The 21,384-nt window shown below is 72.5% G+C and carries 23 protein-coding genes; 4 read left to right on the top strand and 19 right to left on the bottom strand.

Annotated elements, in window-relative coordinates:
* Positions 1 to 98: 98 nt before the first annotated feature.
* Positions 99 to 707 carry a GNAT family N-acetyltransferase gene (locus OP18_RS06875; protein ID WP_033357884.1) on the top strand — a complete coding sequence of 203 codons (609 nt, stop codon included), beginning with the start codon at positions 99 to 101 and terminating at the stop codon, positions 705 to 707.
* 84 nt (positions 708 to 791) lie between these two features.
* Here OP18_RS06875 and dapB read toward each other — a convergent pair whose 3' ends face one another.
* From dapB to rimP, 17 genes are all read right to left on the bottom strand, one after another.
* Positions 792 to 1,550, bottom strand: a complete 759-nt coding sequence (dapB, locus tag OP18_RS06870; protein WP_033357883.1) for a 4-hydroxy-tetrahydrodipicolinate reductase — start codon at positions 1,548 to 1,550, stop codon at positions 792 to 794.
* 21 nt (positions 1,551 to 1,571) lie between these two features.
* Positions 1,572 to 2,885 (bottom strand): M16 family metallopeptidase, encoded by a 1,314-nt coding sequence (locus OP18_RS06865; protein ID WP_033357882.1) that lies wholly within the window; start codon positions 2,883 to 2,885, stop codon positions 1,572 to 1,574.
* 3 nt (positions 2,886 to 2,888) lie between these two features.
* Positions 2,889 to 5,324: a polyribonucleotide nucleotidyltransferase gene (locus OP18_RS06860; protein ID WP_033357881.1), complete on the bottom strand. Its 2,436-nt coding sequence runs from the start codon at positions 5,322 to 5,324 to the stop codon at positions 2,889 to 2,891.
* A 205-nt stretch (positions 5,325 to 5,529) separates the two neighbouring features.
* Positions 5,530 to 5,799, bottom strand: a complete 270-nt coding sequence (gene rpsO, locus OP18_RS06855; protein WP_033357880.1) for a 30S ribosomal protein S15 — start codon at positions 5,797 to 5,799, stop codon at positions 5,530 to 5,532.
* Between the two features lie 92 nt (positions 5,800 to 5,891).
* Positions 5,892 to 6,833 carry a bifunctional riboflavin kinase/FAD synthetase gene (locus tag OP18_RS06850; protein ID WP_033357879.1) on the bottom strand — a complete coding sequence of 314 codons (942 nt, stop codon included), beginning with the start codon at positions 6,831 to 6,833 and terminating at the stop codon, positions 5,892 to 5,894.
* 68 nt (positions 6,834 to 6,901) lie between these two features.
* Positions 6,902 to 7,792 (bottom strand): tRNA pseudouridine(55) synthase TruB, encoded by an 891-nt coding sequence (gene truB, locus OP18_RS06845; protein ID WP_033357878.1) that lies wholly within the window; start codon positions 7,790 to 7,792, stop codon positions 6,902 to 6,904.
* A 22-nt stretch (positions 7,793 to 7,814) separates the two neighbouring features.
* Entirely contained in the window at positions 7,815 to 9,101 is a 1,287-nt protein-coding gene (locus OP18_RS06840) for an MATE family efflux transporter (protein WP_052386348.1), read from the bottom strand.
* Positions 9,102 to 9,626: 525 nt separating this feature from the next.
* Entirely contained in the window at positions 9,627 to 9,845 is a 219-nt protein-coding gene (locus tag OP18_RS06830) for a DUF6186 family protein (protein ID WP_033357875.1), read from the bottom strand.
* Positions 9,842 to 10,243: a hypothetical protein gene (locus tag OP18_RS06825; protein ID WP_033357874.1), complete on the bottom strand. Its 402-nt coding sequence runs from the start codon at positions 10,241 to 10,243 to the stop codon at positions 9,842 to 9,844. The genes OP18_RS06830 and OP18_RS06825 overlap by 4 nt, the downstream gene beginning before the upstream one ends.
* Positions 10,244 to 10,296: 53 nt before the next feature.
* Complete coding sequence (locus tag OP18_RS06820) at positions 10,297 to 11,319, bottom strand: DHH family phosphoesterase (RefSeq protein WP_033357873.1); 1,023 nt, start codon at positions 11,317 to 11,319, stop codon at positions 10,297 to 10,299.
* Positions 11,316 to 11,813 (bottom strand): 30S ribosome-binding factor RbfA, encoded by a 498-nt coding sequence (rbfA, locus tag OP18_RS06815; protein WP_033358054.1) that lies wholly within the window; start codon positions 11,811 to 11,813, stop codon positions 11,316 to 11,318. Before rbfA ends, OP18_RS06820 begins: the two co-directional genes overlap by 4 nt.
* Positions 11,814 to 11,900: 87 nt before the next feature.
* Positions 11,901 to 12,197: a DUF503 domain-containing protein gene (locus tag OP18_RS06810; RefSeq protein WP_033357872.1), complete on the bottom strand. Its 297-nt coding sequence runs from the start codon at positions 12,195 to 12,197 to the stop codon at positions 11,901 to 11,903.
* 20 nt (positions 12,198 to 12,217) lie between these two features.
* Positions 12,218 to 12,592 (bottom strand): hypothetical protein, encoded by a 375-nt coding sequence (locus tag OP18_RS06805; RefSeq protein ID WP_033357871.1) that lies wholly within the window; start codon positions 12,590 to 12,592, stop codon positions 12,218 to 12,220.
* A gap of 84 nt (positions 12,593 to 12,676) precedes the next feature.
* The gene (gene infB, locus OP18_RS06800) at positions 12,677 to 15,727 is read right to left on the bottom strand and encodes a translation initiation factor IF-2 (protein WP_033357870.1); all 3,051 of its coding nucleotides are present in this window, start codon (positions 15,725 to 15,727) and stop codon (positions 12,677 to 12,679) included.
* A 159-nt stretch (positions 15,728 to 15,886) separates the two neighbouring features.
* Positions 15,887 to 16,171 (bottom strand): YlxR family protein, encoded by a 285-nt coding sequence (locus tag OP18_RS54840; protein ID WP_081970451.1) that lies wholly within the window; start codon positions 16,169 to 16,171, stop codon positions 15,887 to 15,889.
* A gap of 20 nt (positions 16,172 to 16,191) precedes the next feature.
* Positions 16,192 to 17,238, bottom strand: a complete 1,047-nt coding sequence (gene nusA, locus OP18_RS06795) for a transcription termination factor NusA (protein WP_033357869.1) — start codon at positions 17,236 to 17,238, stop codon at positions 16,192 to 16,194.
* A complete protein-coding gene (gene rimP / locus OP18_RS06790; protein WP_033358053.1) occupies positions 17,235 to 17,846 on the bottom strand; it encodes a ribosome maturation factor RimP in 612 nt (203 codons plus the stop codon). The genes nusA and rimP overlap by 4 nt, the downstream gene beginning before the upstream one ends.
* Before the next feature lie 198 nt (positions 17,847 to 18,044).
* Here rimP and OP18_RS06785 point away from each other — a divergent pair, with 198 nt between their 5' ends.
* The 3 genes from OP18_RS06785 to OP18_RS06770 all read left to right on the top strand — a co-directional run bounded on the left by OP18_RS06785 (position 18,045) and on the right by OP18_RS06770 (position 19,560).
* Positions 18,045 to 18,509 (top strand): hypothetical protein, encoded by a 465-nt coding sequence (locus OP18_RS06785; protein WP_156089328.1) that lies wholly within the window; start codon positions 18,045 to 18,047, stop codon positions 18,507 to 18,509.
* Positions 18,510 to 18,663: 154 nt separating this feature from the next.
* Positions 18,664 to 19,095 carry a ferritin-like domain-containing protein gene (locus OP18_RS06775; RefSeq protein WP_033357867.1) on the top strand — a complete coding sequence of 144 codons (432 nt, stop codon included), beginning with the start codon at positions 18,664 to 18,666 and terminating at the stop codon, positions 19,093 to 19,095.
* On the top strand, positions 19,096 to 19,560 hold the full coding sequence (locus tag OP18_RS06770) for a nitroreductase/quinone reductase family protein (protein ID WP_033357866.1): 465 nt from the start codon (positions 19,096 to 19,098) through the stop codon (positions 19,558 to 19,560).
* Positions 19,561 to 19,790: 230 nt separating this feature from the next.
* On the opposite strand, the gene OP18_RS06765 is transcribed toward OP18_RS06770, so the two are convergent.
* Positions 19,791 to 20,516: a VIT1/CCC1 transporter family protein gene (locus OP18_RS06765; RefSeq protein ID WP_052386347.1), complete on the bottom strand. Its 726-nt coding sequence runs from the start codon at positions 20,514 to 20,516 to the stop codon at positions 19,791 to 19,793.
* An 8-nt stretch (positions 20,517 to 20,524) separates the two neighbouring features.
* On the bottom strand, positions 20,525 to 21,382 hold the full coding sequence (map, locus tag OP18_RS06760) for a type I methionyl aminopeptidase (RefSeq protein WP_033357865.1): 858 nt from the start codon (positions 21,380 to 21,382) through the stop codon (positions 20,525 to 20,527).
* Positions 21,383 to 21,384: the final 2 nt, after the last annotated feature.

The following is a 21,384-nucleotide window of genomic DNA, read 5'->3' as shown; positions in this document are numbered from 1 at the left end:
ACCTGCTGCCTCTACCAACGGTTGCTCGGGTCCAACTGTGACGAGCCGGCGCTACCCCGCCACGTGGCTCTTCACACAAATCCGTAGGCTGCTGCGTCATGACGCTCGGCTTCGTCCGACCGGCGCGACTCGACGACGTCGTCGAGATCACGCGCATCCAACTCACGACCTGGCGGGTCGCCTATCGGCGACTGCTGCCCCAACACGTCCTCGACCAACTGGATGAGGACTGGATTACCCGCAGGTGGCGGGACGCAATCGCGGATCCCCCGACCCCAGAGCACCGGGTCCTGGTCGCGGTGGAGCAACAGGAGTCGCCCGGCGCCGGACCGACCTCAGCATACGTCGTGGGTTTTGCCGCGTCAGGTCCGGCAGACGACACCGCGCTCGCTCCGGACGAAGATCACACGGCGCTGACGAAGGCCGCGGCGATCACCGATGTCCTGGTCGAGCCCCGGTGGGGGCGTCGCGGCCACGGCAGCCGTTTGCTGGCGGCTAGTGTCGATTTGTGGCGCACTGACGGATTTACGACAGCACTTGCGTGGACGTTCGCTGACGACCGTGTTACGCGTCGATTTCTGGAGAGCTCCGGCTGGGCCCCGGACGGGGTCAGCCGGTCACTCGACGTGGATGATCTGCTCGTCCCGCAGATCCGGTGGCATGTGTCACTGGAGACCGAAGAAGGCCCCGCCGTTACCGCGATGTGACCCTGTTGCGCCCGAATTGGGGCCTCCGGATCCCAGCATCTGGAAACATCAGACTGAACGCGAAACGGTTACACAACGTGACCGCTAGCTCAGGAGCGGCCCGAGCCCGACGGTCAGCCCGGGCCGCGAGACGACGGCGCGGACCGCCAGGAGCACCCCCGGCATGAAGGACTTCCGGTCGTAGGAGTCGTGCCGGATCGTCAGCGTCTCGCCCGTGGCGCCGAAGAGCACCTCCTGGTGCGCCACCAGGCCCCGGGCGCGCAGGGAGTGCACGGGCACGCCCTCGACGCCGGTGCCGCGGGCCCCGGCCATCTCCTCCTTCGTGGCGTCCGGCACCGGCCCCAGGCCGGCCTCGGCGCGCGCCTCGGCGATCAGCTGGGCGGTGCGCAGGGCGGTGCCGCTGGGCGCGTCGATCTTCTGCGGGTGGTGCATCTCGACGACCTCGACCGACTCGAAGAACCGGGCCGCGCGGGCCGCGAACTCCATCATCAGCACGGCGCCGACCGCGAAGTTGGGGGCGATGACGACCCCAACGCCCGGCCGGTCGACCAGCCAGGACCGCACCTCGTCCAGCCGAGACGTGGTGAAGCCGGACGTGCCCACGACCGCGTGCACGCCGCGCTCGACGCACCAGCGCAGGTTGTCCATCACCACGTCCGGGGTGGTGAAGTCGACCAGGACGCGGGCGCCGGCCTCCGCGGCGGAGGACAGCTCGTCGCCGACGTCGAGCCGCGCGACCAGCTCGAGGTCGGCACTGTCGGCGACGGCCTGGCACGCTTCGGTGCCCATGCGGCCGTGCGCGCCGAGCACACCGACCCGGATGGGTTCTGCCTGTGAGTTCACGCCGGACAATCTAACCCAGCGTCAGCCGAGGGCACCCGCAAAGGCCTGGTCGTCGAAGTCGCCGATCACCGCGAGCGACATCGGGCGGGACAGCAGCTCCCCCGCGACCTGCCGCACCGTCTCGGGCGTGACGAGGTCGACCCGGCGCAGCACCTCGTCGACGGACAGCAGCTCGTCGTACAGCAGCTCGCCCTTGCCGAGGCGGCTCATCCGCGACCCGGTGTCCTCCAGGCCGAGCACGACCGCGCCCTTGAGCATGCCCTTGCCCCGCTCGACCTCGGCGTCGCTGATCCCGTCCTGCGCCACGCGGGCCAGTTCGTCCCGGGTGATGGCGAGGACCTCCTCGACCTTGCCGGGCGCGCAGCCGGCGTAGACGCCGAAGAGCCCCGCGTCGCTGTACTGCGAGGTGAACGAGTACACCGAGTACGCCAGGCCCCGCTGCTCGCGGATCTGCTGGAACAGCCGGCTCGACATGCCGCCGCCGAGGACGTTGTTCAGTGCCCCGAGCGCGAAGCGGTTCTCGTGCTGGCGCGGGTACCCCACGCAGCCGAGCACGAGGTGCGCCTGCTCGGTGTCCTTGTTGCGCACCACGACCTGCCCGGAGCGGGCCGGCACCCGAGTGGTGCGGGAGCGCCGCGGCGCCGGATCGGCCGCGGTCGACAGCCCGGCGAACGCCGCCCGGACCGCCTTGACGACCTTCGCGTGGTCGAGGTTGCCGGCCGCCGCGACCACCATCTGCGAGGGCAGGTAGCGCCGGCGGTAGAAGCCGTCGATCTGCTTGCGGGTCAGCGCCGAGATGCTCGCCACGGTGCCGGAGATCTGCCGGCCGAGCGGGTGGTTACCGAAGATCGCCTCGGTGAAGACGTCGTGCACCTCGTCGCCGGGCTCGTCGTCGTGCATGGCGATCTCCTCGAGGATCACGCCCCGCTCGGTCTCGACGTCCGCATCGGTCAGCACCGAGTCGATGACCAGGTCGCACACCACGTCGATGGCGAGCGGCAGGTCGGCGTCGAGGACCCGTGCGTAGTAGCACGTGTACTCCTTCGCGGTGAACGCGTTGGTCTCCCCGCCGACCGCTTCGATCTGGGAGGAGATCTCCAGCGCGCTGCGCCGCTTGGTGCCCTTGAACAGCAGGTGCTCGAGGAAGTGCGAGACCCCGGACAGCGCCGGGGTCTCGTCCCGCGAGCCGATGCCGACCCAGACGCCGAACGACACGCTGCGCATCGCCGGTATCGCCTCGGTCAGGATGCGCAGCCCGTTGGGCAGCACGGTGCGGCGCACCGTGCCACCCAGCGGGTCTTCTGCCAACGTCTGGGTCAGCGGTCGGCTCGCCATGTCTCAGCTGTGCCGGTTCCGCCGGCGACGGAACTCGCCGCCGTCCTCGCCGCCCTCGCCGCCCTCGGACGCGCCGGCCTCGCCCTCCGGGGAGGACGCCTGGCGCGGGCCGCGGTCGCCACGGTCACCGCGCTCGCGGGAGCGCGGGCCACGGTCACCACGGTCGCCACGGTCACCACGGCCGGAGGGCCGGTCGCCCGAGCCACCCGCCGGGGCGCCGCCACCGGCCGCCGCGGCCTCCGCCGCAGCGGCGGCCTCGGCCTCGGACAGCACCTTGTCGAGGTAGATCTTGCCGCGGTTGTCGATGTCCGCGATCTGCACCTCGACCTTGTCGCCGACGTTGAGGAAGTCCTCGACCCGGTCGACGCGCTTGCCGTTGCCCACCTTCGAGATGTGCAGCAGGCCGTCGCGGCCGGGCAGCAGCGAGATGAAGGCGCCGAACGCGGCCGTCTTCACCACGGTGCCGAGGAACTTGTCGCCGACCTTCGGCATCGTCGGGTTGGCGATGGCGTTGATCCGCTCCACCGCGGCCTCGGCCGACGGGCCGTTGGTCGCGCCGACGTAGATCGTGCCGTCGTCCTCGATGCTGATCTCGGCGCCGGTCTCGTCCTGGATCGCGTTGATGGTCTGACCCTTGGGCCCGATCACCATGCCGATCTTGTCGACGGGGATGCGGACCGTGGTCACGCGCGGCGCGTACTGGCTCATGCCGGCCGGCGACTCGATCGCCTCGGCCATCACGTCGAGGATGACGTGCCGCGCGTCGTGGGCCTGCTGCAGCGCGCCGGCGAGGACGTCCGAGGGGATGCCGTCGAGCTTGGTGTCCAGCTGCAGGGCGGTCACGAAGTCACGGGTGCCGGCGACCTTGAAGTCCATGTCGCCGAAGGCGTCCTCGGCACCGAGGATGTCGGTGAGCGTGACGTACTCCGTCTTGCCGTCGACCTCGTCGGAGATGAGACCCATCGCGATGCCGGCGACCGGCGCCTTCAGCGGCACACCGGCGGACAGCAGCGCCATGGTGGAGGCGCAGACGGAGCCCATCGACGTCGAGCCGTTGGAGCCGAGGGCCTCGGAGACCTGACGGATCGCGTAGGGGAACTCCTCGCGCGCCGGCAGCACCGGGATCAGGGCCCGCTCGGCGAGCGCGCCGTGGCCGATCTCGCGGCGCTTGGGCGAGCCCACCCGGCCGGTCTCACCGGTCGAGTACGGCGGGAAGTTGTAGTTGTGCATGTAGCGCTTGGACTTCTCCGGCGCCAGGGTGTCCAGCGTCTGCTCCATGCGCAGCATGTTCAGCGTGGTGACGCCGAGGATCTGGGTCTCGCCGCGCTCGAACAGCGCCGAGCCGTGCACCCGCGGGAGCACCTGGACCTCGGCGGTCAGCGGACGGATGTCGCGCGGGCCACGGCCGTCGATGCGGACCTGCTCGCGCAGGACGCGGGCGCGGACCTCGTTCTTGGTCAGCGACCGCAGCGCGGCGCCGATCTCCTTCTCGCGACCCTCGAAGTCGGCGGCGAGGCGCTGGAAGGCGGCCTCCTTGATCCGGTCGAGGGCCTCCTCGCGCTCCGCCTTCGAGGAGATGCGCAGCGCCTCGGAGACGTCCTCGCGGACCGCCGCGGCGACGGCCTCGTAGGCGTCGGGCTGGTAGTCCAGGAAGGTCGGGAACTCCTGGACCGGCTTGGCGGCGACCGCCGCGAGCTCGGACTGGGCCCGGCACAGCTCGCGGATGGCGGGCTTGGCGGCCTCGAGACCACCGGCCACGACCTCCTCGGTCGGCGCGGGCGCGCCGCCGGCGACCAGCGCCACGGTGTGCTCCGTCGCCTCGGCCTCGACCATCATGATCGCGACGTCACCGTCGGGCAGGGTCCGGCCGGCGACGACCATGTCGAACGTGGCGCGGCCGAGCTCCTCCAGCGTCGGGAACGCGATCCACTGGCCGTCGACGTGCGCCATGCGGGTGGCGCCGATCGGGCCGGAGAACGGCAGGCCGGACAGCTTGGTCGACATCGAGGCGGCGTTGATCGCCACGACGTCGTAGGGGTGCGCCGGGTCGAGGGCGAGGATCGTCTCGACGACCTGGACCTCGTTGCGCAGGCCCTTGACGAAGCTGGGGCGCAGCGGCCGGTCGATCAGGCGGCAGGTGAGGATCGCGTCCTCGCTGGGCCGGCCCTCGCGGCGGAAGAACGAGCCGGGGATGCGGCCCGCGGCGTACATCCGCTCCTCGACGTCGACCGTCAGCGGGAAGAAGTCGAACTGGTCCTTCGGCGTCTTGCCGGCGGTGGTCGCGGACAGCACGACGGTCTCGCCCAGCTGGGCGAGGGCCGAACCGGCGGCCTGACGCGCCAGGCGGCCCGTGGAGAACGTGATCTCCCGGGTGCCGAACGTGCCGTTGTCGATGACCGCGGTGCTGGTGTGCGTACCGAGAGTGCTCTGCTCGGTCATGTGATGTGCTGCTCCTTCGGGTTGTGGTGCGCCCAGGCGGAGCTGTCTGCGGCCGGTCTTCGATCGAAGCTCACGGGGCTGATCGCCCGGAAGCCACTACCGAGGACCGGTGCGCCGACGCGCTCGGGCGGGGCGGCTGTCATACCAGTGTGTCACTACACGAAGGGGAGCGACGCTTGGACGCCGCTCCCCAACGCATCAGTCGTTATCGCCGCAGGCCGAGCCGCTCGATCAACGAGCGGTAGCGGGCGATGTCGCTGCGCTGCAGGTAGTTGAGCAGGCGGCGGCGACGGCCGACCAGCAGCAGCAGGCCGCGCCGGCTGTGGTGGTCGTGCTTGTGCTTCTTGAGGTGTTCGGTGAGGTCCGCGATCCGCTTGGTCAGCATCGCGACCTGGACCTCCGGCGAGCCGGTGTCCGCTTCGCCGGTCGCGTACTTGCCGATGATCTCGGTCTTCTGCGCAGAGTCGAGCGCCATGTTCTCCCTTAGAGGTTGGTTCTTCCGAGGCCGGCCCCGCGGCGTCGTGCAGGCAGCCTGACCCCCGCCGGTCACCCGGCGTCGATACAAGGCTAACAGACGGGGCGATCCAGTACCCGTCTGGCCTGTGCGACGTCGTCGTGGATCTGCTCGACCAGCGGCTCGACCCCGGCGTAGGTGCGCTGCTCGCGGAGCCGTTCGACGAAGTCGACGGCGATCCGCTCGCCGTAGATGTCGCCGGTGAAGTCGAGGATGAACGACTCGACCCGCCGCTCCTTGCCGGAGAACGTCGGGTTGGTGCCGACCGACACGGCCGCCGGGTGCGCCACCCGGTCGCGGTCGCGGGTGACCCACGCCGCGTAGATGCCGTCCGCCGGGATCGCGGCGTTGGGTGAGGTCAGCAGGTTGGCCGTGGGGAAGCCCAGCTCGCGCCCGCGCTGGTCGCCGCGCACCACGACACCCTCGACGCGGTGCGGCCGGCCCAGCGCGCGGGCGGCGGCGACCACGTCACCGGCGTCGACGCAGGCCCGGATGTAGGTCGAGGAGAAGACCGTGCCCTCGTCGGCGACCAGCGGCGCGCCCTCCACCCCGAAGCCGAACGTGCGACCGAGGCGGTGCAGCAGTTGCAGGTCGCCGGCGGCCTTGTGGCCGAACCGGAAGTTCTCCCCCACCACGACCAGGGCCGTGTGCAGGTGCTCGACCAGCGCGTCGTGGACGAACGCCTCCGGCGACAGGTGCGAGTACTCGACCGTGAACGGGATGACGCACAGCACGTCGACGCCGAGCGCCTCGATCAGCTCCGCCTTGCGCGACGGCTCGCTCAGCACCGCCGGGTGCGACCCGGGGCGCACCACCTCGGACGGGTGAGGGTCGAACGTCAGCACCACCGACTGCACGCCCAGCTCGCCGGCGCGCTTCACGACGTGCCCGATCACCTGCTGGTGACCGCGGTGCACACCGTCGAAGACGCCGATCGTGGTGACCGCGCGGCCCCAGCCACCCGGCGCCGCCTGTGTTCCCCGCCAGCGCTGCATGCGTCCGAGCCTAGCCCTTGCCGTCATTGCGGCAGGTGTACGGGTGGCCGCCCGGCCACCGGCGCACGTCAGGGCACGAGCACGATCTCAGGCCGCGCCCGGCCGTCCTTCTCGCGGACGATCGCCAGGACCGTGCCGTCCGGGGCGAACACCGCGTAGGGCTCGGCGATGCCGACCGGGGCGAGGGAGCCGCCGTGCGACAGCGTCCTGGCCTCCACCTCGTCGGCGTCCCGGCGTGGGAAGCAGCGGTCGGCGGCGGCCGGCAGCGGCATCGTGACCGGGTCCTCGCGCTCGGCCAGCTCCTCCAGGGTCGCCGCCTCGGCGAGGGTGAACGCGCCGACGGCCGTGCGGCGCAGCGCGGTCAGGTGCCCGCCGACGCCGAGGGTGGCGCCCAGGTCCCGGGCGAGCGCGCGGATGTACGTACCGGACGAGCAGGCGACATCGACGTCGACGTCGACCCAGCCGCTCGAGCGGCGCACGGCCAGCACGTCGAGGCGCGCCACGGTGACGGGCCGGGCCTGCAGCGCGACCTCCTCGCCGGAGCGGACCCGGTGGTAGGAGCGGACCCCGTTCACCTTGATCGCCGACACCGCGCTCGGCACCTGCAGGATCTCCCCGCGCAGCGGCTCGAGCCCGGCGTGCACGTCGCCGTCGGTGACCGCACTCGCGTCCACTGTGGACACGATCTCGCCCTCGGCGTCGTCGGTGACGGTCGCCTGTCCGAGCCGGATCGTCGCGCGGTACTCCTTGGTGCTGCCGATCACGTACGTGAGCAGGCGGGTGGCCTTCTCCACGCCGACGATGAGCACGCCGGTCGCCATCGGGTCCAGCGTGCCGCCGTGCCCGACCCGGCGGGTCCGGGCCAGCCGCCGCATCCGCGCCACCACGTCGTGCGAGGTCATCCCGCCGGCCTTGTCGACGACCACGAGCCCGCCCGCCGTCGCTACCTTCTGCGCCACAGCGGGACAGCCTAGTCGGCCCTCAGCGCACGGCACCCGTCACGGCCCAGCGGTCGCCCGCGAGGCGCCACAGCAGGCCGGCCAGGCGCAGCCCGATGAACAGGCACAGCGCGATCCACACGCCGCGCAGGCCGCCGTCGAGCAGGTACGCCAGCCAGATACCGGGAAGGAAGCCGCCGAGGGCCGACACGAGGGTCAGGTTGCGCAGGTACCGCACGTCGCCGGCGCCGAGGAAGACGCCGTCGAGGGCGAAGACGACCCCGGCGGCCGGCATCATGCCGGCGAAGAACCACCAGGCGGTCCTGGCCTCCGCGTAGACCTGCGCGTCGGCGCCGAACCACGGGCGCACGGTGGCCAGGGCGGCCGCGACCAGGAACGCGAACACGATGCCGGAGACCAGCCCGGCGCTGGTGATGCGCCGGGCGAGCAGCTTCGCCTCCTCGGCGCGGTCGCCGCCGAGGGCCGCCCCGACCAGCGACTGGGCGGCGATCGCGACCGCGTCCAGGGCCAGGGCGGTGAAGAAGAACAGCTGGATGGCGATGAGGTGGGCGGCGAGGCTCGCGGTGCCGAAGCGGGCCGCGACCGCCGAGGCGGACAGGAAGCACGCCTGGAACGCCGCGCCGCGCAGCAGCAGGTCCCGGCCGAGGGTCAGCTGGTGGCGGATCACGTCGAGGTGCGGGCGCAGCGGGACGCGCTCGGTCAGCAGCGCCCGGACGAACAGCAGCCCGACGGCCGTCTGCGCGACGACGTTCGCCACGGCGGAGCCCTCAAGGCCCAGCCCGAGCGGGTAGACCAGCAGCGGGCAGAGCACCGCGGACAGCGCGTTGGCGCCGAGGACGTAGTACAGCGGCCGGCGGGTGTCCTGGACGCCGCGCATCCAGCCGTTGCCGGCGGTGCCGAGCATCAGCCCGGGCGCGCCGAGGGCGGCGATGCGCAGCCAGTCGGCCGCGCCGTCGGCGACCGGTCCCGGCGAGCCGGCGATGGCGCGGGTCAGCGGCCCGGCGACCAGCTCGAGGGTCACCATGATGGCGACGCCGCCGGCCAGGGCCAGCCAGGACGCCTGGACGCCCTCCTGGACCGCGGCCTCGCGCTGTCCGGCGCCGAAGCGGCGCGCGGAGCGGCCGGTGGTGCCGTAGGCGAGCACGGTGCCGAGCCATACGGCGAGCGCCATGATCTGCCCGCCGATCGCCAGCGAGCCCAGCTCCTCGCGGCCGAGGTGCCCGACGACCGCGGTGTCGACCAGCACGTAGAGCGGCTCGGCGGCCAGCACCACGAGCGCCGGCAGGGCAAGGGCGGCGACACGACGCATGGTCACCGCGACAGCGTAAGGAGTTGCCTCCCGACGCGCTACTTACGAAGGTGGGTCAGCCCCGGCGGTCCATCGACATCTGCAGGGCGGCGCGGGCGCGCTCGCGGGTGTCGGTGGTGGACTCCTGCGGCTTGGGCTGGGGCTTCGGCTGCTCGGCCATGACGGTCTCCTGACTGGTGACGCGGCTGATGACGCGACTGGTGTGTTGACGGTCCGATCGCAGGGGCGCCGGGATCACCGGCGGCCACGCCAACGCACGACCAGGAGACCGACGATGGGTGGTGTCGGTCCGCAACGTGGATCGGTGGGTCTGTCGCATCTGATTCCTCGCTGACGGCGGCTGCTGTGTGACTGGGCCGTGGACGCCCGCCGCCGGGTTCCGCTGTCTGCGGTCAGCCCCGGGACGGGCAGCGAAGAATTCGTACGATGCGCATAACGACTAAGCTATCGTTCAGTTCCACGATGTGCGACGTCATCCCGCGATCTGGACGCAGTTTCCCTGCCGTTCCATCTGTCGGGTAATCGTCAGCGGGCCAGGAAATGCCAGCCCAGCCACCACCAGAAGCCGAACATCGCGATCCGCCCGACCGGCAGCGGGCCCACCCGGTAGCGCATGACGACGCCGCACACCTCACCGAGCGTCGGCACCCCGGAGCCCTCCCGCCGGGCCGCGACCTCCACCGCCGCGAAGAGCCCCAGCGTCACGGCGAACGCGGCCGCGATGCCCGCCTGCACCGCGGTCATCGCCGCACCAGCGCCCAGAAGGCCCACAGCCAGCCGAAGTACGCGGCGGCCCGGGCCGGATAGTGCTCCAGCAGCGGATCCGCGAGCCGGGACAGCGTCGGGTACTCCCGCGAACCGATGAGGAACGTGACGCCCTCCACGACCGCGAACAACCCGACCGGCAGCAGCCACCACGCCGACGCCCGGGGCAGCCGGGCCGGGGCCGGGCGCTTCGGCACGGTCGCGGACATGCCGAGCCACAGCAGCGCGCCGCCCGCGCCGAGGACGAGCAGGTTGGCCCGCAGGGAGAACGACGGCAGCGCCCCGCCCACGAGCGCGATCAGGGCGAACGCCGGTGCCAGCACGACCGGACGGGCCCAGGCCCGGTCGACCTCCGCAACCAGCTCAGGTCGGTCCATCCATCGATTGTCACCGCAGGACCAGCCCGCATGCCAGCGCTCAAGGCCCTGGTTCAACCCTGATCTACGAGGGCGACCCGGTCGTCGAGGGCGGCGCGGATGGCGGCCATGACGCCCTCGACGGTGCCCGTGGCGCTGAACCCGGCGGCGAAGCGGTGCCCGCCGCCGCCGAGGCCGACCGCGATGCGGCTCACGTCGACGGCGCCCTTGCTGCGCAGCGAGACCGACCACTCGTGCGGGGCGACGGGCTTCACCACGCACGCCACGTCGGCCTCGGCGACGCAGCGCACCGAGTCGATGAGCGCCTCGACCGCACCCGGAGGCTGGTCGAACTCGGCGAGGTCGTCGAGCGTCACATACGTCCACGCGAGGCCGAGCCCGCCCGCGGGCTCCAGCGCGGTGCGGGCCAGGGCGACGCCGAAGAGCCGGACCGCGCCGTAGGAGCGGGTGTCGAACAGGCGGCGGGAGATGTCACCGACGGGGATGCCGGTGGCGATGAGCCGGGCCGCGAGCTCGTGCACGGCCGGGGTGGTCGAGCTGTGCCTGAACGAGCCGGTGTCCGTGGCGAGCGCCACGTAGAGACACTCGGCGATCTCCGCGTCCAGCGGCACGCCCAGGCGGCTGAGCAGCCCCTCGGCGACGACCGACGTCGCGGCGGCGGACGGGTCGATGAGGTTGATCGCGCCGAAGCCGGCGTTGGACGCGTGGTGGTCCAGCACGATGCCGACCGGCGCGGTGGCGAGGGTCGCGGCGAGCGGGCCGAGCCGCTCGGCGCTGGCGGCGTCGAACACCAGCATCGCGTCGGGCAGCGTCACCGCACCGGCGGGCACCAGCATCGAGACGCCCGGCAGCTGGTCGAACGGGGGCGGGACGGTCATGGGACCGGGGAACGTCGCCTCGACCACGAGCGACGGGGCGAAACGGCGCAGGCCGAGCCCGAAGCCGAGCATGCTGCCCAGGGCGTCACCGTCGGGGTTGACGTGGCAGGCGAGCAGCACACGGGCGCCCGGGGGCAGGCCGCGCAGCGCGGTGACGGCTGCGGCCCACTCCCCGGGCGACGGTTGTGCCTGGGTCACCTGCGGTCCCGGCCGACGACGACCTCGTCGTCGGCGCCTTCGGCCCCCGCCAGGTCGTCGTTGCCGGTCTCCAGGGCGTCCTCGAGCCGGTAGGGCTGGGCGTCGCCCGCGTAGTGCGCCCCCGCGGCCCTGCGCTGGACCTCCGCGTCGGCGTTGCGTGCGGTGGCCAGCAGGTCGTCGATGTGCTTCACGTGCTCGGTCACGTCGTCGTGCACGAACGTGAGGCTCGGTGAGTGGCGCAGCCCCAGGGCCTTGCCGACGGTCGAGCGCAGCAGCCCCTTGGCGCTCTCCAGCGCCGCCGCCGTGCCCGACTGCGCGGTCGCGTCACCGAGCACCGTGTAGAACACGGTCGCCTCGCGCAGATCAGCGGTGATCCGCGCGTCGGTGATCGTGATCATGCCCAGCCGAGGGTCCTTGACCTGCGTCCGCACCACCGATGCGACGAGCTCCTTCACGCGCTCCGCGTGCCGGCGCACCTTTGCCGGATCCGTCATCTCGAACACCTCCGCAGCCAAAACGATCTGACCAACGCTCTGACAGTACCCGCGACGAGACCCTGCGGCCGCTCGCGGAACCGATGACTACTCGTCATCGTCACCGTGCAGCCGGCGGCGCACGGAGAGCAACTCGATCTCGGGCCGCCCGGCGACCGCCCGCTCGATGGTGTCCAGGACCTCCCGCACGTGGGCGGCCTCGGAGGCGACCACCGCCACGCCGATCTCGGCGCGTCCGTGCAGATCGAGGGCGCCGACCTCGGCGACGGACACCTCGAACTTGCGCAGATACGCCACCAGCGGCCGCACGTAGGCGCGCTTGGCCTTCAGCGAACGGGAGTCACCGGGAAGAAGCATGTCGAAGACCGCGGTTCCGGTATACACGGCCCAAGATCCTATCGACTCTACGAGAGCCTGGCCACCAATAACGGTGCTGGTGCGACCGGCAGCGGCGCGGCGTCCTCGACGATCGGGCGGGGCGTGCGCCGGGGCAGCACCGCGCCGGCGCTGCCGCCGCGGCCCGGGTAGACATACCGCGTGTGCGGATCGACCGCGTCGAGCGCGGCGACCACCGCCGGCAGCTGGCGGAAACGGTCCCAGTCGCCGTCCTCGGCGAAGCCGAGCTCCAGCACGACGCCGAACGGCTCGGCCTGCCAGATGAAGTCGCGGGCCCCGTGCGTGACGGCGGCCTCGAGCAGCGACCGTGACCAGGCGTCGCGCCATTGCCGCGCCGGGGTCTGCCCGTCGCGGACCTCGATCGACCACCAGACGAGGTTCATGACATATCGACGGTACGCCCGAACCCAACATCAAAGAAAGGGCCGCCGCGGAAGTCCGCGGCGGCCCCTCTCAGCTCAGCGGCGTCAGCCGCGCGGCTTCTCCCGCAGCTCCCAGGTCTCGATGATGTCACCGAGCTGGATGTCGTTGAAGTTGCCGAGCGTGATACCGCACTCGAAGCCCTCGCGGACCTCGGTGGCGTCGTCCTTGAAGCGGCGCAGGCCCGCGATGGTGAGGTTGTCGGAGATGACAGCCCCGTCGCGGAGCAGGCGCGCCTTGCTGTTGCGCCGGATGAGCCCGGTGCGGACGATGCAGCCGGCGATGTTGCCGAAGCGCGACGAGCGGAAGACCTCGCGGATCTCCGCCGTGCCGAGCTCGACCTCCTCGTAGATCGGCTTGAGCATGCCCTTGAGCGCGGTCTCGATCTCCTCGATGGCCTGGTAGATGACGGTGTAGTACCGGATCTCCACGCCCTCGCGGTCGGCCAGCTCGCGGATGCGACCCTCGGCCCGCACGTTGAACCCGATGACGATCGCGTCGGACGCGCTCGCCAGGTTGACGTCGTCCTGGGTGACCGCGCCCACGCCCCGGTGGATGATCCGGAGCTGGACCTCGTCGGCGACGACGATCTTGACCAGCGCGTCCTCGAGCGCCTCGACCGAACCCGAACCGTCACCCTTGAGGATGAGGTTGAGCGTGGTCTTCTCGCCCTCCTTGAGCTGGTCGAACAGGTTCTCGAGGGTGACCCGGCCGGTCCGCGAGGCCATCTCGGCCGCACGGCGGCGGGCCTGCCGCTGCTCGGCGATCTGGCGCGCGGTGCGGTCGTCGTCGGCGGCGAGGAACGTGTCGCCGGCGCCGGGCACCGAGGTCAGACCGAGCACCAGGACCGGACGGGCCGGACCGGCGGACGGCACGGGCTTGCCGTTCTCGTCGAGCATCGCCCGGACGCGCCCGTAGGCCCGGCCGGCGACGATCGAGTCACCGACGTTGAGCGTGCCCTTCTCCACCAGCACGGTGGCGACCGGACCACGACCGCGGTCGAGGTGCGACTCGATCGCGATACCCTGCGCCGGACCGTCGATCGGCGCCCGCAGGTCGAGCGCGGCGTCGGCGGTGAGCAGCACGGCCTCGAGGAGACCCTCGATGTTGATGCGGCTCTTCGCGGAGATGTCGACGAACATGGTCTCGCCGCCGTACTCCTCGGCGACCAGCCCGTACTGCGTCAGCTCCTGGCGGACCTTCGCCGGGTTGGCGTTCTCCTTGTCGATCTTGTTGACCGCGACCACGATCGGCACCTCGGCCGCCTGGGCGTGGTTCAACGCCTCGATCGTCTGGGGCATGACGCCGTCGTCGGCCGCGACCACCAGGACCACGATGTCCGTGGCCTGCGCACCACGGGCACGCATGGCGGTGAACGCCTCGTGACCCGGGGTGTCGATGAAGGTGATCGCGCGGTCCTCGCCGTCCTCGCCGTGCGGCACGTGCACCTGGTAGGCACCGATGTGCTGGGTGATGCCACCGGCCTCGCCGGCCACGACGTTGGTGGAGCGGATCGCGTCGAGCAGCTTCGTCTTACCGTGGTCGACGTGACCCATGACGGTCACCACCGGCGGCCGGATGACCAGGCGCTCCTCGTCGACGTCGGCGTCGAGGTCGATGTCGAAGCGCGCGAGCAGCTCGCGGTCCTCGTCCTCGGGGCTGACGATGCTGACGACGAAGCCCAGGTGCTCACCGAGCAGCTCCAGGGTCTCGTTGGTGCACGACTGGGTCGCCGTCACCATCTCGCCGAGGTTGAACATCTCCTGGACGAGCGAGCCCGGGTTGGCGTTGATCCGGTCCGCGAAGTCCGACAGCGAGGCACCCTGCGGCAGCCGGATCGTCTGACCCTGACCCCGGGGAGCGCCCGAGCCCATCGTCGGCGCGGACAGGTTGTCGAACTCTTGTCTGCGCTGCTTCTTGGACTTGCGGCCACGCGTCGGCCGGCCGCCGGGACGCCCGAAGGCACCCGCCGCACCGCCGCCGCGACCACGGCCGCCGGCACCGCCGCCACCGGGACGACCGGCACCGCCGACGCCCGCGCCGGGGGCGCCACCGCCACCGCCGGGACCGCCGCGGAAACCGCCGCCACCGGCACCGGCACCGCCACCGGGACGGAAGCCACCGCCACCGCCGCCGGGACCGCCGCGGAAGCCACCGCCGCCGCCACCGGGACCGCCGGGACGGCCGGCACCGCCGGCACCACCGGGACCGCCGCGGAAGCCACCGCCGGCGCCGCCACCCGGGCGACCCGGACGGTCACCGGGGCCACCGGCCGGGCGACCCGGACGCTGGCTCGGCATCTGCGACGGGTTCGGCCGGGGGCCGCCCATCGAGGCCGGGTTGGGCCGAGGAGGCATCGCGGACGGGTTCGGCCGCGGGATGTTGCCGGGCGGCGACGGGCGCGCGGGAGCGCCGCCGGACACGCCGAACGGGTTGTTGCCCGGGGAACGGGCCGGCGGACGGGCGCCGCCGGGACGTGGCCCCTGGCCGGGACGCGGGGCCCCCGGGGTCGGCGCGGCACCCGGCTGGGGTGCCGGCGTGGCCGGGCCGGGACGCGGGCCGGGCGAGGGAACGCCACCGCCGCCGGGCGGCGGCGTGGACTCACGCCTGGTGGTCTCCCGCTGGCGGGCCTCCTTGGCGGCCTTCATGGCCGCCTCCTGGTCCGCCTTCAGCGCGGCGGCACGCTGCTCGGCGGCCGCCACCTCGATGTCGTGCGCACTCGTCGGCTTGACCACGGGCGCCGGGCGCGGCGGGCCGGGAACGGGGCCTCGCCCGCCACCGGATCCACCGCCCGCGGGCGGCTGCGGCCGCTTCGGGGGCGCGAAGGGCTTGGCTGCCGGGACGGCCGGGCCCGGACGCGGTGCCGAGGGCACCGGCGGGGCCGAAGGAGCCGACGATGCCGGCGCAGGAGGTGCCGAGGGCGCTGGTGCGGACCCTCCGGACTCGAAGCTCGCTCGCAGCCGGCGCGCCACGGGCGCCTCGACCGTGCTGGATGCGGACTTCACGTACTCGCCAAGCTCCTGCAGCTTCGCGAGCACGGTCTTGCTCTCGACCCCGAGCTCTTTTGCCAGCTCGTGTACGCGGGCCTTGCCTGCCACTACACTCCTCACCTCGAGGCCGGGCGGCATAGGTCCGCGCCGACCTCACTCGTGCACTTGAAGCCTGGTCATCTCAGGGACTTCATCGTGTGCTCATGTCCGTCGTCCTACCTTGCGTGTCCGGGTGGGGCATCTCGCGCCCACCATCGGCGGTTCCGATCACTGCGATTGCTCCGCTGCCGCCGCCAAGGCGACGGCTTCGGCCAGCGGACCGGTGTCCAGGACTCCGGCGAGACGTAAGGCTCGCCCGAAGGCGCGCCGACGCTCCGCTAGCGCCAGGCAAGCCGGATCAGGGTGCAGGTGCGCTCCCCGACCCGGCCGTCTGCGGGCCGGATCAGGAACGGCCTTGAACTGGTCAGGGCCGGACTCGATCGCGACAAACCGCAGCAACTCGGAGGATGACGCACGCTTCCGGCAACCAACACAGGTGCGGACCGGGGGCATGCGACGTACCGACAAGAAGTCTACCCTGCGCTTTCGGCTTGTGCCGCGCCCGGTCCCGTGACGTGATCGACGTTGCCCCCCGAGGCACCGTCCGGGGCATTGTCCGGGCGGATGTCGATGCGCCATCCGGTGAGGCGCGCGGCGAGCCGCGCGTTCTGGCCCTCACGGCCGATGGCCAGGGAAAGCTGGAAGTCCGGGACGGTCACCCGGGCCGCCCGGTTGCCCGCGTCGACGACCTCGACGTTGAGCGCCTTCGCCGGCGAGAGGGCGTTGCCGACGAACTGGGCCGGGTCGTCGGACCAGTCGATGATGTCGATCTTCTCACCGTGCAGCTCGCTCATGACCGCCCGGACCCGCTGGCCCATCGGCCCGATGCAGGCACCCTTCGCGTTCACCCCGGCGACCGTGGTACGCACCGCGATCTTGGTGCGGTGGCCGGCCTCGCGGGCGATCGCGGCGATCTCGACGGTGCCGTCGGCGATCTCCGGCACCTCGAGCGCGAAGAGGCGCTTCACCAGGTTCGGGTGGGACCGCGACAGCGTCACCTGCGGCCCGCGGAAGCCCTTCACCACGTGCACGACGATGCACTTGATGCGCTGGCCGTGCTCGTACCGCTCGCCGGGCACCTGCTCGGCGGCCGGCAGCAGCCCCTCGATCTTGCCGAGGTCGATCGAGACGATGCCCTTCTCGGTCCTCGCGTCATGCGCCTGGATCACACCGGTGACCAGGTCCCCGTCGCGCCCGACGTACTCGCCGAAGTGCGCCTCGTCGGTCGCCTCGCGCAGCCGCTGCAGGATGACCTGCTTGGCGGTCATCGCCGCGATCCGGCCGAAGTCGTGCGGGGTGTCCTCGTACTCCCGCACGATCGTGCCGTTGTCGTCGAGGTCCTGGGCGAGCACCGAGGCCGCGCCGGTCCTGCGGTCGATCTCGACCCGCGCGTGCGGGTTGGCCCCCTCGGTGTGCCGGTACGCGGTCAGCAACGCGGTCTCGATCGCCGCGAGGATGGTCTCGAACGGGATCTCCCGCTCACGCTCCAGCGCGCGGAGCGCCGCCAGGTCGATGTTCACGCCTCGTCCTCCCCTTCCTCGTCGTCGTCTTCAAGGTCGTCGTCTTCAAGGTCGTCGTCTTCGTCGTCAAGGTCCTCGGGCAGCTCGGCGAGCCGCTTCATCTCCACCTGCACCCGGCCGGGGCCCAGATCCTCGAACGCGACCGTGCGGGCGGTGCCCTCCACGTCCAGGGTCACCCCGGTCTCGCTCACCGCCGTCACCCGGCCGGTCACCGGCGTGCCGCCGACGTCGACCTGCACCAGGCGGGTCCGGTTGCGCCGCCAGTGCCGGGGCTCGGTGAGCGGCCGGTCGACCCCGCGGGAGCCCACCTCCAGCTCGTACTCCCCCGCGATCAGCTCGTCGCCGGACGCCTCGGCCTCGTCCAGCGCGGCCGACACCGCCCGGGACACCTCGGCGACCGCGTCCAGGTCGACGCCGTGGTCGCTGTCGACCGCCACCCGCAGCAGGTGACGCCGCCCGACCCGGCTGACCTCGAGGTCCTCCAGGTCGTAGCCGGCGGCCACCACGACGGGCTCGACGACCTTCCGCACCCGCTCGCGGTGCGCACCGGCGTCGCGGGCTCCAGCATCCCGCGAACCGCCGGCGCGGCGATCCCGCTGCTGAGCCATGATCGACACCTCTTTCTGCACCGCCCCGCCGGGCGCACGGCAACTTGGCCGCCTGCGACGGTACGCGCGGGCGGCTCTCCGCAGAGCGTAACGCGCGGTGACCCCCGGCGTTCCGGCGGCGCTCCCACGGGCTCGCGCGGGGAACGCGGAGGCGGGTCGTGTGCGCCGAAAAAGGCCCGGATAGTGTTCACTGTGCGCGTGTCCTCCCGTAGAGCCGTCCTCGCCGCCGCCGCGGCGGCTATGACGACCCTCACCGCCTGCGAGGTGCCGAAGCGCGCGGCGGTCACCTGGCACCCGGCGCCCGACGTGCTGCTGCCGCTGCTGGCCCGCACCGTCGCGCTGCGGGACCGCTACGCCGAGGTGCTCACCGCGTTCCCCGCGCTGCAGGACCGCCTCGGCCCGCTCAAGGACAACCACGCCGCCCACGTCGTGGCCCTGGCCCGCGAGGTCGGGCTCGACGAGCACGGCCCGATGCCCACGGCGAGCACCTCCGCCGGCCCGGTCGTGCAGGACCAGGCCGCCGCGGTGAAGGACCTCGCCACCCTGGAGAAGGCGGGCCAGGAGGACGCGACCGGCGCCTGCCTGGCCGCGCCGTCGTACCGCGCGGCCCTGCTCGGCTCGATCGCCGCCTGCCGCGCCGCCCACCTGGAGGTGCTCACATGATCGCCACCCCGGCGGTCCGGCCGGCGCCGCGGCGCGACGCAGCCGGGCCCGCGGTCCGGCCGGCGCTGGACCACAGCGCGGGCGGGCCGACGGTCCGGGCGGCGCTGGACCACAGCGCGGGCGGGCCGGCGGTTTCCGCTCCCGGGGCGCCGGCATGACGACGCCCGCCGACGAGCGGCTGATCGCCGCCCTGCAGGCCGAGCACGCCGCGATCTACGCCTACGGCACGGCCGGCGCCAAGCTCGACGGCGGCACCGTCGGCCTGGCCCGCGCCGCCGAGGCGGCCCACCGCACCCGCCGCGACACCCTCGTGGTCCGGCTGTCCGGCGCCGGGGTCACGCCGCCGCCCGCGGCGCCCGCCTATGCGCTGCCGTTCGCCGTCACCGACCGGGCCTCGGCCTTGAAGCTGCTCGCCATGGTGGAGGACCGCACCGCCGCACAGTGGCGCCTGGCCCTGCCCCCGACCGCCGGCGAGGTGCGCAGGCTCGCCCTCGACGCCCTGGTCGACTGCGCCGCGCGCGGCGCCGGGCTGCGCCAGGCCGCCGGCACGACGCCGGTGACGAGCGCGTTCCCCGGGAAGGTCTAGATGCTCGGCAGGATCGTCAAACGGCTCGGGCACCGGCCGTGGTTCGCCGCGGCGGCCCGGCGGGTCGTGCGCCTCGACCGGTGGCTGCAGCGCCGCTCCAAGGGGCGGATCGTGCCGATCAACGCGGCCGGCGTCAACACGCTGCTGCTGACCACCACCGGGCGGAAGTCCGGGCTGCCCCGCTCGCAGCCGCTGCTGTTCGTCCGCGACGGCGAGGACTTCATCGTGATCGGCTCCAACTGGGGGCAGGCGCACCACCCGGCGTGGACCGCGAACCTGCTGGCCGACCCGCGCTGCTCGATCACCTGGCGGAGCCGGGAGCTGCCGGCCACCGCGGAACTGGTCCGCGACGGCGAGCGGGCCCGCCTGCTGGAGCTGCTGACCGCCAGCTGGCCCGCGTACCGCACGTACCAGGAGCGGGCCGCGGGGCGAGAAATCCGGATATTTCGCCTGCGCGGGATCTGAAACCTCCGGTACTCCCGAAAGCGTGCCATCGCAAGGGCGCGAGACCCCACGGACGTGTCCGCTCCGCGACGATCGTTGCATCACGCCACGAGCGTCCAAACGAGAGGAGACCGACATGCGCCGCACCGCTTGGGCCGGTCCGACGATGCAGCCGCGTCGTTAAAACGACACCCGTCTCGTGAGCCCTGCCGTCCGGGAAGACCACCACCTTCCCGGACGGGCCAGGTCACTCACACCCCGATCAGCCGACCGACCAGATACGTCGCCCCGGCCGCCGCCGCACCGAGCAGCAGCTGCCGCAGGCCGGACGCCCACCAGGGCCGCCGGGTGTAGCGGGCGATCAGCGCCCCCGCGACGAACAGCCCCGCACCGCCCGCGGCCAGCGCCGGCCACAGGGTGGTGGCGCCGAGCAGATACGGCAGCAACGGCACCAGCGCACCGATCGAGAAGCACACGAACGACGAACCGGCCGCGACCCACGGGCTGGGCGCGTCGTCCGGGTCGACGCCGAGCTCCTCCTGGGCGTGGACCCGGACCGCCTCGTCGATGTCCCGCCCCAGCGTCGAGGCGACCTGCATCGCGAGGTCCTCCGGCAGCCCGCGGGCCTGCCAGATCCGGGCCAGCTCCGCCGCCTCCTCCTGCGGGAAGCGGGTCAGCTCCCGGCGCTCCTTCGCGACCTCCGCGGCGATCTGCTCGTTCTGCGCGCGGACGCTCGTGAACTCGCCCAGCCCCATCGAGATCGCCCCGGCGACCAGCCCGGCGGTGCCGGTGAGCACGATCGTGCGCGGCGAGATCCCGCCGCCGCCGACCCCGGCGATCAGCGCGATGTTGGTGACGAGCCCGTCCATGGCGCCGAACACGGCGGCCCGCAGCCAGCCGCCGGACACGTCGGCGTGATGATGGGCGTCCTCGGCGGCGGGGTGGGTCGTGGCGCCATCGGGCTCGGTGCGCTCCACGGCGCCGGTCACGGCAGGGTCAGGATCTCGTAGCCGTCCTCGGTCACCACGATGGTGTGCTCGAACTGCGCCGTCCACTTGCGGTCCTTGGTGACGACCGTCCAGCCGTCCTTCCAGATGTCGTACTCGTGCGTGCCGTGCGTGATCATCGGCTCGATCGTGAACGTCATCCCGGGCTCCATGATCGTGGTGAGCCGCGGGTTGTCGTAGTGCGGCACGTAGAGCCCGGTGTGGAACACCTCGTTGATGCCGTGGCCGGTGAAGTCGCGCACCACGCCGTAGCCGAAGCGTTTCGCGTACGCCTCGATGACCCGCCCGATCGCGTTCAGCGGCCGCCCCGGCGCGACGGCGCGGATGCCGCGCATCATCGCCTCGCGGGTGCGCTCGACCAGCAGCCGGTCCTCCTCGGCCACGTCGCCGACGCAGAAGGTCTGGTTGGTGTCGCCGTGCACCCCGCCGATGAACGCGGTCACGTCGACGTTGAGGATGTCGCCGTCCTCGATCACGGTCGAGTCCGGGATGCCGTGGCAGATCACCTCGTTGAGCGAGGTGCAGCACGACTTCGGGAACCCCTTGTAGCCCAGCGTCGAGGGGTAGGCGCCGTGGTCGCACAGGAACTCGTGCACGACCCGGTCGATCTCGTCCGTGGTCACGCCCGGCTTGGCGTGCTCCCCGGCCAGCGCGGTCGCCTGCGCGGCGAGCCGGCTCGCGACCCGCATCCGCTCGATGATCTCCGGCGTCTGCACGTCGGACCCGCGGTGCTTGCTCGGCCCGCGTTTGCCCACGTACTCGGGGCGTGGGATCGAGGCGGGCACCTGGCGCCAGGGGGTTTGCGTGCCGGGGGCGAGCGGAGCGCGGACCGTCATGC

This window comes from Dactylosporangium aurantiacum, assembly GCF_000716715.1.
Classification (GTDB): Bacteria; Actinomycetota; Actinomycetes; order Mycobacteriales; family Micromonosporaceae; genus Dactylosporangium; species Dactylosporangium aurantiacum.
Note: the sequence above shows the minus strand (reverse complement) of the source record. Positions and strands in the feature narration are given on the sequence as shown.